This window comes from Couchioplanes caeruleus, from assembly GCF_023499255.1.
GTDB classification, from domain to species: Bacteria; Actinomycetota; Actinomycetes; order Mycobacteriales; family Micromonosporaceae; genus Actinoplanes; species Actinoplanes caeruleus_A.
In genome coordinates, this window is sequence record NZ_CP092183.1 from 7,832,506 (window position 1) to 7,848,559 (window position 16,054).

General features: G+C 70.3%; 12 protein-coding genes. 2 read left to right on the forward strand and 10 right to left on the reverse strand.

Translation table 11 applies throughout. From position 1 onward, the window contains the following. Positions 1–64: 64 nt before the first annotated feature. The 3 genes from COUCH_RS36200 to COUCH_RS36210 all read right to left on the reverse strand — a co-directional run bounded on the left by COUCH_RS36200 (position 65) and on the right by COUCH_RS36210 (position 3,233). Positions 65–1,048: a zinc-binding alcohol dehydrogenase family protein gene (locus COUCH_RS36200; protein WP_249609631.1), complete on the reverse strand. Its 984-nt coding sequence runs from the start codon at positions 1,046–1,048 to the stop codon at positions 65–67. A 10-nt stretch (positions 1,049–1,058) separates the two neighbouring features. Beyond that, a complete protein-coding gene (locus COUCH_RS36205) occupies positions 1,059–2,117 on the reverse strand; it encodes a glycoside hydrolase family 43 protein (RefSeq protein ID WP_249609632.1) in 1,059 nt (352 codons plus the stop codon). A gap of 198 nt (positions 2,118–2,315) precedes the next feature. Beyond that, a complete protein-coding gene (locus COUCH_RS36210) occupies positions 2,316–3,233 on the reverse strand; it encodes an LLM class flavin-dependent oxidoreductase (RefSeq protein ID WP_249609633.1) in 918 nt (305 codons plus the stop codon). A gap of 111 nt (positions 3,234–3,344) precedes the next feature. On the opposite strand from COUCH_RS36210, the gene COUCH_RS36215 reads away from it, so the two are divergent. Beyond that, positions 3,345–3,914, forward strand: a complete 570-nt coding sequence (locus COUCH_RS36215; RefSeq protein ID WP_249609634.1) for an NADPH-dependent FMN reductase — start codon at positions 3,345–3,347, stop codon at positions 3,912–3,914. A 162-nt stretch (positions 3,915–4,076) separates the two neighbouring features. On the opposite strand, the gene COUCH_RS36220 is transcribed toward COUCH_RS36215, so the two are convergent. From COUCH_RS36220 to COUCH_RS36240, 5 genes are all read right to left on the reverse strand, one after another. Then, positions 4,077–5,444 carry a GGDEF domain-containing protein gene (locus COUCH_RS36220; RefSeq protein WP_249609635.1) on the reverse strand — a complete coding sequence of 456 codons (1,368 nt, stop codon included), beginning with the start codon at positions 5,442–5,444 and terminating at the stop codon, positions 4,077–4,079. 119 nt (positions 5,445–5,563) lie between these two features. Then, positions 5,564–6,568, reverse strand: coding sequence for a hypothetical protein (locus tag COUCH_RS36225; protein WP_249609636.1), 1,005 nt, complete (start codon positions 6,566–6,568; stop codon positions 5,564–5,566). Positions 6,569–6,686: 118 nt separating this feature from the next. Next, a complete protein-coding gene (ileS, locus tag COUCH_RS36230) occupies positions 6,687–9,809 on the reverse strand; it encodes an isoleucine--tRNA ligase (RefSeq protein ID WP_249609637.1) in 3,123 nt (1,040 codons plus the stop codon). Positions 9,810–10,208: 399 nt separating this feature from the next. After that, entirely contained in the window at positions 10,209–10,829 is a 621-nt protein-coding gene (locus COUCH_RS36235) for an L-threonylcarbamoyladenylate synthase (protein ID WP_249609638.1), read from the reverse strand. A gap of 219 nt (positions 10,830–11,048) precedes the next feature. Then, entirely contained in the window at positions 11,049–11,918 is an 870-nt protein-coding gene (locus COUCH_RS36240) for a hypothetical protein (protein ID WP_249609639.1), read from the reverse strand. Positions 11,919–12,526: 608 nt separating this feature from the next. Between COUCH_RS36240 and COUCH_RS39290 the strand changes: the two genes are divergently transcribed. Beyond that, positions 12,527–13,369 (forward strand): alanyl-tRNA editing protein, encoded by an 843-nt coding sequence (locus COUCH_RS39290; RefSeq protein WP_430640854.1) that lies wholly within the window; start codon positions 12,527–12,529, stop codon positions 13,367–13,369. On the opposite strand, the gene COUCH_RS36255 is transcribed toward COUCH_RS39290, so the two are convergent. Continuing rightward, positions 13,341–14,921, reverse strand: coding sequence for a hypothetical protein (locus COUCH_RS36255; RefSeq protein WP_249609640.1), 1,581 nt, complete (start codon positions 14,919–14,921; stop codon positions 13,341–13,343). The genes COUCH_RS39290 and COUCH_RS36255 overlap by 29 nt on opposite strands. Continuing rightward, the gene (locus COUCH_RS36260) at positions 14,921–15,961 is read right to left on the reverse strand and encodes an NAD-dependent epimerase/dehydratase family protein (protein ID WP_249609641.1); all 1,041 of its coding nucleotides are present in this window, start codon (positions 15,959–15,961) and stop codon (positions 14,921–14,923) included. The genes COUCH_RS36255 and COUCH_RS36260 overlap by 1 nt, the downstream gene beginning before the upstream one ends. Between the last annotated feature and the right edge of the window lie 93 nt (positions 15,962–16,054).

Consider the following 16,054-nt stretch of genomic DNA (forward strand, 5'->3'; position numbering starts at 1 on the left):
TAGGTTCACTGTGATGAAACCCACAAGGCATAGTCGTGTAATTTCGTTGTCCTGTTGTCTTCTTTCAGAGCACGACGACGAGCTTTCCGGCGGCGCGGTTGGCCTCCATGTCGGCGTGCGCCTGCGCGATCTCGTCCAGCCGGTACGTCCGGTCCAGCGGCACGACCGCCTCACCCTTGGCCACCGAGTCGAGGAACTCCTGCAGCACCTCGGCCGGCAGGTCGTCCGCGTCGCCGCCGTACGCGGTCAGCCGTACCCCGCGCGGCAGGTAGCCGATGGGGTAGAAGTCCTTCACGATCCACTCGTTGGACAGGATCCCGGAGAAGCAGACGACCCCGTGCCGGCGTACGGCGCGCAGCGTGTCGGGCAGAGCCGGGACGCCGACGAGCTCCAGGGCGTTGTCCACACCGTCCGGGACGATGGCGCGCACCTTGCCGGCCACTTCGCCGTCGTCGATGAGCACGTGGTCGACGCCGATGCGCTCCAACGCCGGCGCCTTGGCCGGATTGCGGGTGGTCGAGAGGACCGTGATGCCCTGCCGCTTGGCGAGCACGGCCGCGGTCATGCCCACCGATGACGTGCCGCCGCGAATCAGCAGGGTCTGTCCCGGCTGCACGCCCAGGCCGTCGGCCAGCGACCCGTACGCGGTCTGCAACGTCTCGGGCACCGCCCCCAGCACCGCCCAGTCGAGGTCGCTGCGGAACGGGATCACCTGCCGGGCGGGTACGCACGTGAACTGCGCGTACCCGCCGTCGAAGGTGCGGCCCATCCCGCCCATCATCGCCATCACCTGCTGCCCGGGCTCGAACTCGCCGCCCGGCGCGGCGGCCACCACCCCGGTCGCCTCGATGCCCGGCACACGCGGGAACGTGACGCCCTCGGCGAGGCCGAGCCGGGTGTGCAGCTCGGACCGGTTGAGCCCGAAGGCCTTCACCCGGATCAGCACCTCGCCGGGGCGCGGGACGGGGACGGGCAGCGTCCGCACCCGCAGCGCCTCCGGCGGGCCCGGCTCGTCCAGCACGACAGCTTCCATGAAAGTATCTTCCATGGAAGCTAATTTACTCGAAGAACTTCAGACTCCAACCGGTGTTCGTGGTGGCGCCCGGCACATTCGCCCGGCTGTACGTGATGTTCCCCCACCACGCGAACGTGCCGGTGTACCAGAAGCGGTTCTCCCACGAGTACGGCGTGCCCTTCGGGACCGCGTGGAACATCAGCGGGAACCGCGGGCCGGCCGGCGGGCTGGTGTCGATGTCCCCGTTGAGCAGCACGAACGTGTGGTGACCGGGGCCGTTGACGTACAGGGTCGGGTCCCAGCCGGGCATCATCGTCGCGCGGTTCGAGCCGAAGAGGCAGCCGTTGGACTTGTACCAGTCCCAGACGTACGTCGGGTCCCCGCCGGCACGCAGCCGCAGGTCGGCGAGGCAGTACTGATCACTCCAGCTGCCGTTGGCGGAGTACACGATGTGCAGCTGGCCGCCGGGATCCTTGATCGCCTCAGGCCCCTCGTTGATGAACGGGTTGCCGACGACCCGCTCCCAGCTCTCGCGCGGCTGCGAGATCACGAACCGGCCGCCCGTGGTGCTCGCCGGGCTGCTCATCCGGGCGATGTAGAGGTTCTGTTCGACGTTGGTGTCGCCGGCCCACCCCGACCAGACGAACCAGCGCTGGCCGTTGAAGACGAACATCGTGCCGTCCACGGCCCACTTGTCGTCCGGCAGGGCGAGCCGGGTCTCGCCGGAGTAGCCCGAGTCGGCGGTCGCGGAGCTGATCACGTACATGCGGTGCGCGGCGCCCCGGCCGGCCGAGAAGTAGATGTAGTAGCGGCCGCCGTCGAGGTGGATCTCCGGCGCCCAGACCTCGCCGAGGTTCCGCGTGTCCGACCACACCTGGCGGGCGGCGGCGGCGCCCAGGCCGTCCGGGGACGAGGCCTGCCGGACCGCGATACCACCGTTCATCGACTGGACGGAGACGTACGTGCCGCCGATGCGCAGCACGCTGGGATCAGCGGCGCGGATGCTCTGCGCGGCGTCGGCCTGCGGAGCGGTGAAGAGAGCGGGGACGAGGGCGAGGGCCGCGGCGAGGCCGGCGACGCCCAGACGACGGGGAATCTTCATGGGTCACATCCACGGTCGGCCGCCCTTTCGACGCCGCCGGCGGGGACCGGAGGGGGATGGCGTCCGGACAGGACGGGCGGTGGGCGGAAGCGGGGGATGCAGCCCTGACCGGCGCACTTCGCATCCAGGCCGATCGGCCGGCCCGGCCGGAGAGCGCTCCCTGAGCATCCGGCCGGCGCCGATCGACTGTCAACATTTTCAACGATGTTCATCGATACGCCGCAGCCGTTCCCCGGCCACCAGCTCCCGGGTCGCCGGGGCCACCTCGGCGGCGAAGCGCTCGATCGTCGGCGCGTCGTCGGCCGCCAGGACGAAGGCGCTCACGCCGTACTCGAGAGCGAGTCCGGCGAGGTCCTCGGCCCACTGCTCGGCCGGCCCGTCGAGGAACGCCCGGCCCATGGGCGCGAAGCGGCCCCCGATGTTGAGCAGCCGGCGCACCGCCCGCGGATCCCGGCCCGCGGCCCCGGCCGCCTCGTCGATGTGCCGGTTGATGCCGGCCAGATCCTCGGCGCCGCCCGGCAGGTAGCCGAGTGACGGCAACACCCCGTCGGCCGCCCGCCCGACCAGCGCCAGCATCCGCGGCTTGTACGCGCCCACCCAGATCTTGATGTCATGCGCCGGCGCCGGGCCGCGCTTCGCGCCCACCACCTGGTAATGCTCGCCGCGCACCTGAACCGGGCCGGGCCGGTCCACCGCCCAGACCTGCCGGATCACCTCGATGCCCTCCTCGAGCGCCGCCACCGACTCGCCGGGGGTCAGCCGGCGTCCGCCCATGGCCACGATCGGATCCCAGAAGCCGCCCGCGCCGATGCCCAGCTCCACCCGGCCGCCGCTGAGCACGTCGAGGCTCGCCAGGCTGCGGGCCAGCGGGGCCGGCGGCCGCAACGGCAGGTTCAGCACGTTGCCGCTGAGATGGATCCGCTCGGTCCGGGCGGCCGCGTACGCCAGCAGCGTCCAGGTGTCGTGGAACCGCGGCTGGTACGGGTGGTCCTGGAACGTGGCCAGGTCCAGGCCGGCCCGGTCCGCCACGACAGCCAGCTCCACCGCCTGGTGTGCGGGCTGCGCCACGGGTGTGATGAAGGCGCCGAACAGCAGGTCGTACCCGTAGTCGGTCATCGTCGTCCCCCTCGCGGGTCGATGGTGACGGTGTCCCGGAACCGCCACCCCGACCGGGTCGTGTCGTGACTCACGCAGGATCGGCAGCACTCGGGGCAGTAGGTTCAGATCATGCCCAATCTGCACGTCATCGTGGCCAGCACGCGTCCCGGCCGGGTCGGCCTCCCCGTCGCCACCTGGGTCGCCCGGGCCGCCACCGAGCACGGCGCCTTCGACGTCGAGCTGATCGACCTCGCCGACCACGCGCTCCCCCTCATGGACGAACCCAACCACCCCCGCCTGCGGCAGTACACCCACGACCACACGAAGCGCTGGAGCGCCACCATCGACCGCGCGGACGCCTACGTGATCGTCCACCCGGAGTACAACTACAGCTTCAACGCCGCCATCAAGAACGCCATCGACTACCTGCACCAGGAATGGGCGGACAAGCCCGTCGGCTTCGTCAGCTACGGCGGCATCTCCGGCGGCCTGCGCGCCACCCAGGCCCTGAAGCAGGTCGTCACGACGCTGCGCATGGTGCCGATCGTCGAGGCGGTGCCGATCCCGCTCGTCGGGCAACACCTCAACGACGACGGCGAGTTCGTACCCAGCGAACCGATCGCCGCCGGGGCCGCGCCGATGTTCAACGAGCTGTTCCGGATGCATCAGGCCCTGGCGCCGCTGCGGAAGCGGGACTGACGGCTCTCGCGGGAGTTGTCACCGGCTTTGACACGCGGCCGCGGCTGGCTCGCCGCGGCCGCTTCTTCGCGGTCTGGCTCGTCGCCGCGGCTCTTTCCTCCTCGCCGCGGCTGCTTTATCGCCGCCTTTTCCGGGTTCCCCGCGGCTTTGCCGTGTCGCTTCTCAGCTCAGGACGTACCGGCCGCGGCCCAGCCGTTTCGCCTCGTACATCGCGGCGTCGGCGATCCGCAGCAGGCCCTCGTCGGCCCGGGACATTCGGGTCGCCACGCCGATGCTCGCGCCGACCGTCAGATAGCGGCCCTCGAACGGCACCGGCCAGGCAACGTCGGAGATCAGCCGCTCGGCGAGGCGCGCCGCTTCCTCGGCGGTGACGCCGGGGCAGAGCAGCACGAACTCGTCGCCGCCGAGGCGGGCCACCAGGTCCTGCTCGCGTACCGCCTGCGACAGCCGACCGGCGACCGTACGCAGAACCGCGTCGCCGGCGGCGTGCCCGTACCGGTCGTTGATCTCCTTGAAGCCGTCGAGGTCCAGGTAGAGCACCGCGACGGGAGCGTCCGGCGCGGGCACCGCGCGGGCCAGCCGGTCACCCAGCACGGACCGGTTCGCCAGGCCGGTCAGCGGGTCGCACCGAGCCTGGTACGCGAGCTGCGCCTGCGCCCGTTCCTGCTCCCGGACCGCGGCGGCGAACCGTACGATCACCAGCATCGCGCACGCCGCCGAGGCCACGACCGCGGTGATCTTGTCGTCGGAGATCAGCGTCAGCAGCGGGGCGGTCATCAGCGCGACGGCCAGGAAAAAGATCCGGCCCGGGTGCAACGTGCCGGCCGCCACACCCGGATTCGTCAACTCGTTCCGGGCCGGATGCAGCCCCGCGGCGACGACCAGCGCATTTCCGAGGATCATGGCCGCGCCGAGCCGCCCGTAGACATCCTCCGGCAGGAAGAGCGGCAGGACGTTCCAGCCCAGATCCATGGCGAGGAACCACACCGCCCCGGCAAGCACCAGCCGCGTCGGGGCCGTACGCCGCCCCGGCGACAACGCGACCACCAGCGCCCCGCTGAGCAGCACCACGTCGGCGAACGGGTACAGCAGCGGCACCGCCGACTGGGCGACGGTGAACCCCTCGGCGAGCGGCTTCATGATGAACTGCCAGCTCACCGCCCCCGCCGCGACGGTCAACGTGAGCGCATCGACAACGGCACCCCGCAACCGCCCCGGCGCCCGCCGCCGCGCCATCAAGGCGAGGGAAGAGGCCAGCAGCGGATACCCGCCGAGCCAGAACGCATCCGCGAGCCCCACCGCCGGCGTGCCGCCGAAGACGTGCACCTCGAACAGCTCCCAGGCGTCGCCCGCGAACCAGAGGGTCACGCAGAGGGCGACCAGCACCCAGGGCAACCGCTCACCCCGCCGGTGCAGCTTGAAGGCCGCCCACCAGGCCAGCACACACAGCACGGTGTAGGCGACGACATGCAGGACCTCACCGGCGGGCGAGAAGTAGAAGTACGTCTCCATCGCGGTGACAACGGCCATCACCAGCACAAACAGTCGTACGCCAGTCCGGGCCACGCCGAGCCATCGACCGGCATGGGACCCGCTTGAGCTGATGTGGCGGGGATAACGGGCAGCCGCCGCCCGCAGCGGCGCCCTCGTCAGGGAGCGCGCCGGGCCAGCCACGCGCGGTCGGCGCCGATCAGCAGGAGCGCATCGTCGCTGCCCGCGACCGCGACCGGACCGGCCGGCACAGCGATCTCGGTCCACGAGCCGCCGTCCGGCGAACTCCACACCCGGTCCGCGGAAGCGACCAGCTTGCCGGCCGCCACTGTCAACGACCGCACACCCGTCGGCGTAACCCGACCGAAGCCGCCCACTGCCGCATCCTCACCGCCGGCGCGCGTCCCGCCGCCGCTCGGATCGCCGCCGCCGACGGCCACCCATTTGCCGTCGTCGCGTCGCCAAGCGGCGAAGGCATCGCCCCTCTGCCCCACCGCGATCAAGTTTCCGTGGAACATGGTGAGCCGCTGGAGCTCCACAGCCTCGACCGGCGAGCGCGCCCACCTCGTACCGTCAGCCGACTCCCAGACCACGCCCCCGGCCACCTGCCCCGAAGCCGGCGCGGCGGCCCCGATCAGGAAATACCGGCTGTCGAGCACCGCGCCGTCGCGGGCCAGCGCCCCCTTCTCACCCACCTCGTGCCGCACGAAGCGGGTGCCGTCCCGCGACAGCCAGGCCGCCGGTCCGCTGGTCCGGTTCCCGGCGATCAGGAACCCGCCGGGCCCGCCGACGATCCGCCCGACGTCCACCGCCTCGTCGCCCCCGTACAGTTCGAACGGCGCCGGCACCTCGGCGAGCGCTCCGTCCGGGCGCTGGTACCAGGTGCTCGTGCGAGGGTTGCCGTGGGCGCCGCCGCTCTGCGCACCGATCACGGCGATCCGGCCGTTGGCGCACGCCACCGAGTACAGGACGTTCCGCGGCCCGTAGAAGCTCCCCGGATGCGGCATGATCGTCACGCTGCGCCACGTACGCCCGTCCGCACTGTCCCAGGCAGCCGGGCGAGGATCACCACCCGCCGGTTGCAGGGCGCCGACCACCCACCAGCGGCTCCCGCAGCGCACGGCGTCCCGCAGCACTTTCGGCACGGCAGCGGGCAGCGTCACCTCCACAAAGATCGTGGGGCCGGGCGCCGGAGGGGCGGCACCTGACCCCGTGCAGCCGGACGCGGCAAGCATGGCGAGCGCCAGCACGAAGCACGCCGTACCCAGCCGCCCGCGCACGTCAGACCTTCCGCAGCCGGAACGTCAACCCGATCCCCTCATCGGCGAACGGCTTACCCCACGCGTCGTCGCCCTCGGCCGCGGAAGCTTCGCCGAAGTCGGAGGCGAGCACCTCCTCGGTAACCAGGCCGCGATGCTCCTCCAGAGCCGCAGCGGTGTCCGGGTCCGTGGCGGCGTACCGGAGCGCGATCCGATCGGACACCTCCAGGCCGCTCGTCTTGCGCGCCTCCTGGATCAGCCGGATCGCCTCACGCGCCAGGCCGGCGCGGCGCAGCTCGGGTGTCAGGTGCAGGTCGAGGGCCACCGTCGCGCCCGCCTCGGACGCGACGGCCCAGCCTTCGCGCGGCGTCTCGGTGATGATCACTTCGTCAGGGGCCAGCTCGACCGGCTCCCCCGCGACCGTGACCGTGGCCGTACCCGTGGCGAGGTCGTGTTTGAGCGCGGCGGCGTCTGCCGCCGCGATCGCGCGGGCCACGTCCTGGACGCGCTTGCCGAACCGCTTCCCCAGCGGCCGGAAGTTGGCCTTCGCCGCGGTGTCCACCAGCGACCCGCCCGCCGCCGCGACGCTGAGCACCATCCCCACGTTCAGCTCGGACGCGACCTCCGCCAGCAGGTCAGGGTCTAGTTCGGCGAAACCCTGCGCCGAGGCCAGCGCCCGGGCGAGCGGCTGACGGGTTTTCACGCCCGATTCGGCACGGGCCGCACGGCCCAGCTCGACGAGCCGCCGGACCAGCGCCATCTGCCCGGCCAGGCGCGGATCGATCAGGGACTCGTCCACCGTCGGGTACGCCGCGAGGTGCACCGACGGCGCGGCGGTCGGCGTCACGGGCACCACGAGGTCCTGCCACACCCGCTCCGTGACGAACGGGACGATCGGGGCGAGCAGCAGCGTCACCGTGGACAACGCCTCGTGCAGGGTGGCGAGCGCGGCCGGATCGCCACGCCAGAACCGTCTGCGGCTGCGGCGCACGTACCAGTTGGACAGGTCGTCGACGAAAGCCGCGAGCAGCCGCCCAGCCTCCTGCGTGTCGAACACCTCCATCGCCGCGTCCACCGCGCGCACCAGCGCGTTCAGTTCGGAAAGCACCCAGCGGTCGAGAACCGGCCGGTCGACCGGCGCCGGGTCCGCATCCGACGGCGTCCACCCGGCGGTACGCCCGTACAGCGCCTGGAAGGCGGCCGTGTTCCAGTACGTCAGGAGGATCTTGCGCACCACCTCCTGCAGCGCGGTGTGCCCGACCCGCCGCGACGACCAGGGCGAACCCACCGCGGCCATGAACCACCGCACCGCGTCGGCGCCGTGCCGATCGAGCAGCGGCATCGGCTCGAGGATGTTGCCGAAGTGCTTGGACATCTTGCGGCCGTCCTCGGCCAGGATGAGCCCGAGGCAGACCACGGTCTCGTACGCGGACCGGCCGAACACCAGCGTGCCGATCGCCATCAGCGTGTAGAACCAGCCGCGGGTCTGGTCGATCCCCTCGGAGATGAACTGTGCGGGATAGCTGCGCTCGAAGAGCTCCTTGTTCTTGAACGGGTAGCCGAACTGCGCGAACGGCATCGACCCGGAGTCGTACCAGGCATCGATGACGTCCGGGACCCGGGTCGCGGTCTGCCCGCACCCACAGTCGAAGGTGACCTCGTCGATGAACGGCCGGTGCGGATCGAGATCGCTCAGATCCCGTCCGGTCTTCTCGCTGAGCTCGGCGAGCGAACCGATGCAGGTCTGGTGGTCGTCGGCGCAGCGCCAGATGGGCAGCGGCGTACCCCAGTACCGCGAACGGGACAGCGCCCAGTCCACGTTGTTGGTCAGCCAGTCGCCGTACCGGCCGTGCTTGATCGTCTCGGGCTGCCAGGTGGTGCGCTCGTTCTCCTCGAGCAGCTGGTCGCGGATCGCGGTGGTGCGCACATACCAGGACGGCTGCGCGTAGTAGATCAGCGGCATGTGACAGCGCCAGCAGTGCGGATAGCTGTGCTCGTACTGTTCCTCCCGGAACAGCAGGCCGCGGGCCTGCAGGTCCGTGACCAGCACAGCGTCGGCGGCCTTGAAGAACGTCCCCCCGACCAGGGGTACGTCCGCCGCGAACGTGCCGTCGGGCCGCACCGGGTTGACCATCGGCAGCCCGTAGGCCCGGCAGCTGGCCAGGTCGTCCGCGCCGAACGCGGGCGCCTGATGCACCAGACCGGTCCCGCTGTCGGTGGTGACGTAGGTCGCCAGGATCACGATGTGCGCATCGGGCACGTCGACAAGATCGAAGGGCCGGCGGTACGCCCACCGCTCCATCTCCTTGCCGGTGACGCTCTCGCCCGTACGCGTCCACCCCTCGAGCACCTGCTCCACCAGCGGCTCGGCGACCACCACCCGCTCGGCGCCATCGGTGGCCACCACGTACGTGACATCGGGGTGAACCGCGACCGCGGTGTTGGAGACCAGCGTCCACGGGGTCGTCGTCCACACGAGCAGCGAGGCGCCGGCGAACGGCCCCGAGGTCAGGGGAAACCGCACGTAGACGGAAGGGTCGACATCCTGCTCGTACCCCTGGGCCAGCTCGTGATCGGACAACGCCGTCTGGTCCCGAGGGCACCACGGCGCCACCCGGAAATCCTCGACCAGCAGGTTCTTGTTGAAGATCTGCTTGAGCGACCACCACACGGACTCGATGTAGCCGGGATCCATCGTCCGGTACGCATCGTCCATGTCGACCCAGTAACCCATGCGCTCGGTCAACGCCGCGAAAGCATCGGTGTGCCGGGTGACGGACTCGCGGCATTTCGCGTTGAACTCGGCGACGCCGTACGCCTCGATGTCCTGCTTACCGGTGAAGCCGAGCTCCTTCTCCACGGCAAGCTCGACGGGCAGGCCGTGACAATCCCACCCGGCCTTCCGCTCGACGTGGAAGCCCTTCATCGTCTTGTACCGCGGAAACACGTCCTTGAAGACGCGGCCCTCGATGTGGTGGGTGCCGGGCATGCCGTTCGCGGTGGGCGGCCCCTCGTAGAAGACCCAGTCCGGTCCCCCGGAGGTCTGCTCGAGGCTGCGCGCGAAGATGCTGTTGGCGCGCCAGAAGTGCAGCACCTCATGGTCGAGCGCGGGCAGATCGACCTGCGCGGGTACGGAACGGTACATCGGCCTTCCTCCGTCGAGTCTCGCCACCGGAAGGCTGCATCGCCCCCGCCGGCACTGTCACCGCCGGAAATCGCATCGCTGCTTCCGCCGGCTCACCTGCCGGCAGACACGGTCGCCTCCGCCGGCTTCACACCGTCGGAGGGACGAGGCCGTGGCCCCGCGGTACCACCCTCCCTTGGCCACGAAGAAACCATGGCCCGCTCATTCGGGTCGCCCGGCTCAGAGGATGATCTTCGCGCCGCGCACACCGCCGGGCTCCCACCATCCCCGGTCGCTCTCCGGCTGCGTACGGCGTTACTCGTTCCTCGTCAGCGCCTTGCGGAATCGAATCGTAGCGCAGTCGGCGAGCCCGGCCGACCGGTTATCCACAGGCCTCTGAGCTGGGAAAAGAGGCTGTCGTCAGAGGAACCGAGACGGATCGCCGGCCCCTTCTCGCAAGATCTCCGGCGTACCCCCGGACAGGTCCACGACGGTCGTCGGCACGGTGCCGCACTCCCCCGAATCGATCACGGCGTCGACCACGTGATCGAGCCGCTCCTTGATCTCCCAGCCCTCGGTCAGCGGCTCCTCCTCGCCGGGCAGCAACAGCGTGCTCGACAGCAACGGCTCCCCGAGCTCGGCGAGAATCGCCTGGGTCACGACGTTCTCGGGAATGCGCACCCCGACGGTTTTCTTCTTGGGATGCAGCAGCCGGCGCGGAACCTCCCGCGTCGCGGGCAGAATGAAGGTGTAACTGCCAGGCGTCGCGGCCTTGACCGCGCGGAACACCGCATTGTTGATTTGTACGAGCTGCCCGAGCTGGGCGAAATCCCGGCACACCAGCGTGAAGTGGTGGCCGCTGCCCAACCGCCTGATCTCGCGGATCCGGTCGAGCCCGGACGCATTTCCGATCCGGCACCCGAGCGCATAACAGGAGTCCGTCGGGTACGCGATCAGCGCATCATCCTTCAGGAGTCCCACGACCTGAGAGATCGCCCGCGGTTGCGGGTTGCCGGGGTGCACGTCGAAGTACTTGGCCACACGGAAAGCCTAGAACTGTCGGCGGCCCGCCGTTGCGCTCCTGAAGCAACGATTCTTGTGTCTCTCATCCCTTGCGCTCCAAAGAGCCACGCCGTCCCCCGGTCTTCGCCCGCCCGTTCCCGCAACCGCTGCCGAACGCAGCACGCAGCACGCAGCACGCGGCACGCGGCACGCGGCACGCGGCACGCGGCGAAGACTCCCTCAGGCAAGCTCCGCTGGTCAGGTCGGGCAGGGCTGTTCGACGGGCACCAGCGGTCGATTGTCCCGAGCGACCTGCGCCTGGGCGAGCAGACCGACCCCGATCCCCGCGGCCAGGGCACTGAAGCCGACGATCGCCACACCGACGGAACCGCCGGCCACCCGCTCCCCCAGCAGAACAAGACCGATCAAGGCGGCCGCCACCGGATTCGCCAGGGCACTCACGGCGAGCGGCGCCGCCAGCCCGTCACGGTACGAGCGTTGAGTGAACAGCAGCCCCGCGCCGGACAACACCGCAACGGCGACAGCGGCGAGCGCAACGGTCGGCCGCGACAGCGCACCGAGCCCCGCGTCGCCGACGTGCACGGCAACGGTCTGGGTGAGCGCGGACGAGACCCCGAACGCCACTCCCCCGGCACCCGCCGCCCACAGCCCCGACGCGCCGGGCACGGCGCTCCAGCCGCCCAGGGTGGTCAGGACGACGGCCGTCACCAGCAGCAGACCGACCAGCTGCCCGGCGCCCAAGACGCCAATACCGCCGGCGGCGCCCATGAACACGAGAATGCCGCCAAGGCCACAAACAACGACCGCCATGCCGTGCCACTCAACCCGCGTCACCGCACGCCGAACGACGACCGCCCCGAACGGTACGGCGAGCACCAACGTCAACACCCCGAACGGCTGCACCAGCGACAGGGCGCCGTACCGCAGAGCCACGACGTGCAGCGCAGCACCCGCTCCGTTCAGCCCGATCGCCACCCACCACAGCGGCGCCCGGACCAGAGCACCGATCGGCTGATGCGCCACCCGCTCTTGCAGCACGGCGGCCCCCGCGTACGCCATCGCAGACGCAAGGCAGAGCACGACAGCGAGCGCAGCAGAGGACGTCATGGCGCCGGCACCTCTCGCCCGACAGCGCCGGTTCCGTTGACCTCCGGGTTCGGCTCCGGCGGCTGCAAAGCCGCGGCGGCGTTGTTGCTGGCCTTTCGACGCATCAGACCTGCCGCTGCGGACGCACCCCCGCCCGCTGCACTGGACGCACTTCCGCCCGCTGCCCCGGACGCACTTCCGCCCGCTGCCCCGGACGCACTTCCGCCCGCTGCCCCGGACGCACTCGCGTCCGCTGCCCCGGACGCACCTCGGTCCGCTGCTCGCGAGGCTTCGCCGGCTCCCGCTCCGAACGCTTCCCGGTGCGCCGCGCCCAACAGGTCGGGGCTGTTGCTCCGTTCGCCGCCTCCGGCTATGGCTCGAAGCGCGGTGGAACGAAGGACGGCCGACGCATCGCACCGCCGCGTCCGACCTGCCGAAACTCCGCTCAGCGCCACGTGGGTCAACGTACGCGCCGACCCGCTCGTACCGCGTCGTCTTCACGCGGTACCGCAGGCACGCCCAGCACCGCTCGATGCGGTACGGCAGCCACCTCGACTACCGCGCTCGTAGTACACGCGCCCGGGGCGCAGAGAAGCTGATTGCGTGGGTTATCGGTCTAGGCTCCCTCCATGGCGTTCGAGCAACACGGACACACTCACCGCCTCGACTGGGTGGACCCGACCATCCGCGAATGGGACTGCACGGTCGTATGGTCGGACCCCGCCGACCCGGAGGCCGGCATCGTGCTCGACCGGTCGGCGTTCTACCCGGGTGGCGGCGGCCAGCCACCCGACCACGGCGTGCTCCTCTGGGAAGGGGTGCAGACCCGCATCGTCGACACCCGCAAGGCCGACGATCTGTACCTCATCCCAGCACCGGGCGACCCCGTGCCACGGACCGGCACGAGCATCCGCGGAGCCATCGACGACGTACGCCGCAGCACGCTCATGCGCACCCACTCCGGCCTGCACATCCTCTGCGGTGCGGTGTTCCGCGACTTCGGTGCCCTGGTCACCGGCGGCAACATGCAGCCGGGCGAGGCCCGCATGGATTTCAACCTGCCCGAGGTGCCGCCGGGCTTCAAACGGGCCCTCGAGGACGCGGTGAATGCCGAGGTCGCGGCCGACCGGAAGATCGTCGCCCGCGTCCTGCCCCGCGAGGAGGCGCTCGCGATCGGACCTGGTCCGCACGCAGGACGCGCTGCCTCCGCTGGACAACCCCGAGATCCGCGTCGTGGACATCGTCGGCCTCGACGTCCAGGCCGACGGGGGTACGCACGTCGCTTCCACGGCGCAGGTGGGCCGCATCCAGGTCGTCAAGGTGGAGAGCAAAGGTCGCCAAAACCGCCGGGTACGCATCAAGCTCGCCTGATCCACCACGCCGGATCGACATCCACACGAGTCTCAGGGCCCTATAAATCGTCCCGCCGTTCAGCACTCTGCATCACCAACTCGTCAGCAAGAGGTGGTTGACCAGGAGAGCCGTTCCCGCCTGAACCGCGAGCCAGGTGCGCCGGCCCGGCACGGGCAGCAGCGCCGCACCGGCGGCGAACCAGACCGCGAACGGTAACCAGATCCGCTCGGTCTCCGCCTTACTGAGCCCGGACAGGTCGGCTGCGAGGATCGCCGCAGCGGCGGCGAGCGGTAATAGCCGTGTCGCGTCCAGAGACACATACGCTACGGCCCTTCGGAGGATCACTGCAGCCGTGGGCCCCGCACACGCCACGAGAGCCGCGACATTGGCCCAGACCCAGTAGCCGTACGGGCGGATGCTGGCCAGCCCCTGGTAGTAGCGCTCGACAACGAGGTGGTACCCGTCCAGCCACCAGAATCCCGCCATGGAGAAGGCCGCCACAACCGCCACGCCGCCTGCCAGAGCGCCGCCTACTACGGTGGTAATCGCGGCTGTGCTGGATCCTCGGCGGGACGCGGCGACGCCTCCTGCAGTCCTCCGCGCGACCCCGTTTGCCCGGGCCGTGTCTGCCCGTGCCCCGCCTGCCCGAGCCCCGCCTGCCCGAGCGATATCTGCCCAGGTTCCCCCTGCCTGGGCCGCGCCTGCACGGGCCGAATTCCTCCGGGCCGCATTCTGGCCGCCGGCCGCGGGTTGCGATCGCGCCTTCCTCCCCGCCAGCGTGGCGACGAGGACAAGCGGCGCGAGCAGCACCAACCCGTAGGACAGGTAGGCGCCGAAAGTGACCAGCGCTCCCCCAGCCACTGCCGCCATCGCACGCTTGCGGGCCAAAAGCATGACGCCAACGGCCGTGACACCGGCGAACATTCCATCCGCTGACACGCCGACCCAGACCGCACCGGGAAAGACGACTGCGAACGGCACGACGGCTCGAGCCGCTGCCTCGCCGGAAGCACTGAGGAGCCGTACGGTCTCCGGCACCGCAACCGCCGCCAGAGAACCGATAAGGACACAAACAACGGCTGCCCAAGCCCCGCCACCGAGACCCAACCGCTCCAACCAGACGAAGATCAGAAACGCGCCAGGCGGATGGCCGGCCACGTGCGTCGTCCAAGAGTCGGGCTGAAAGGCGAGGATACGGCCGGTGAAGCCTCCGAGCATCTGCGATACGTCCGTGACCCCGGGGACTTCGTGCAGGTACTCCGGCGCCGTCGTCAATCTGCCGGCCACCCCGCGTTGCCACCCGTCGACCAGGGCCAAGCTCAAAGTCCATACGACGGCCGCGACGTAGGCTGTGCCGACGAGAGCGCGCCAGGACAGCCGCTCCGCGACCGTGAAGCCTCGCCACACGACGAGCGCCGCAACGGCAACGACCAGCGGAGTTCCGGGTCCCACATGCGGCAGCCAGTGAGCATAGAACGGCGCCGCGCTTGCCTGCACCGGCCGACCGTTGAGGTACAGGAGCCCGCCGATCACGGCGGCCAAGGCCACGAGAGTCACCGCAACGATCGCGGCTGCAGCGTCTCTCCGGTCGACCAAGCGACGGCTCGGCTCAGCCGCATCAACCTTTCGATGTTCCGATCGACGGCTCCGAACGGCGGCGATGGTGATCATCAGCGCAGCGCTGCACGAGCGAAGTCAGCCATGCCCGTGGCCAGATCGATCTCAGCCCGGAAACCGAGCTCGGCCTCCGCGCGTCGTGGTGAGGCCACGACGTGCCGCACGTCTCCGAGCCGGAACTCGCCGGTGACAACGGGCTGCGGTCCTCCCATCGTGCCGGCCAAGGCTGCAGCCATGTCCAAGACTGTCGCGGGTCTCCCCGAGGCGACGTTGTACGGCGCGAAACCTTCCCTGTCGGCGGACAGGGCCAAGACGTTCGCTCGCGCCACATCACTGACGTGGACGAAGTCCCGGCCCTGGCCGCCGTCCTCGAAGACTCGAGGTGACCGACCGGCTTCCAGCGCGGACCGGAATATCGCCGCAACTCCGCTGTACGGCGTATCCCGCGGCATCCCCGGCCCGTAGACGTTGTGGTAGCGCAGCGCGACCACGGAGCCGCCGGTCTGCCGTGCCCAAACCGCTGCGAGATGCTCCTGTGCAAGCTTGGTCGCGGCATAGACACTCCGCGGGTCCAGGGGCGCCTCCTCTGCCACCAGTACCGACGTCAGGCGGGCGTCACACAGAGGGCAGGACGGCTCGAACCGCCCGGCGACCAGGTCGGCCACCGCTCTCGGCTGCGGACGTTGTGGCCCATGATCCCGGCACTCGTACGCACCCTCGCCGTAAACCACCATGGAGCTCGCCAGAACCATCCTGCCAATACCGGCGTGAGCCATCTCGGCAAGCAGCACCGCCGTCCCGAGGTCGTTGTTGCTGACGTAGTCGGGAAGATCGTCGAGGTCGACCCCCATCCCGACCATGGCTGCCTGGTGCACGACGGCGTCGACGCCGCGGAGGCTTCGCCGGACCGCATCACGGTCGCGCAGATCGACGACGTTGACGGGGGCGTCTGCCACAGAGGGCGGAAGAGCCGTCCGATGCGCCGCGGGATGACCGTTGTCCACGACAGACACGGGGTGCCCGGCCGCCAGGAGTGCGGCCGTCACATGAGATCCGATAAATCCGGCGCCGCCGGTCACGAGCACATGGGTCACGACGCCGAAGATAGGCCCGGTCGGGGACTGATGAGAACAGCTCGGCCCAGCCGTCAGAACTTCGTAAGAATGCGGGATCCGTCGTTACTTTGT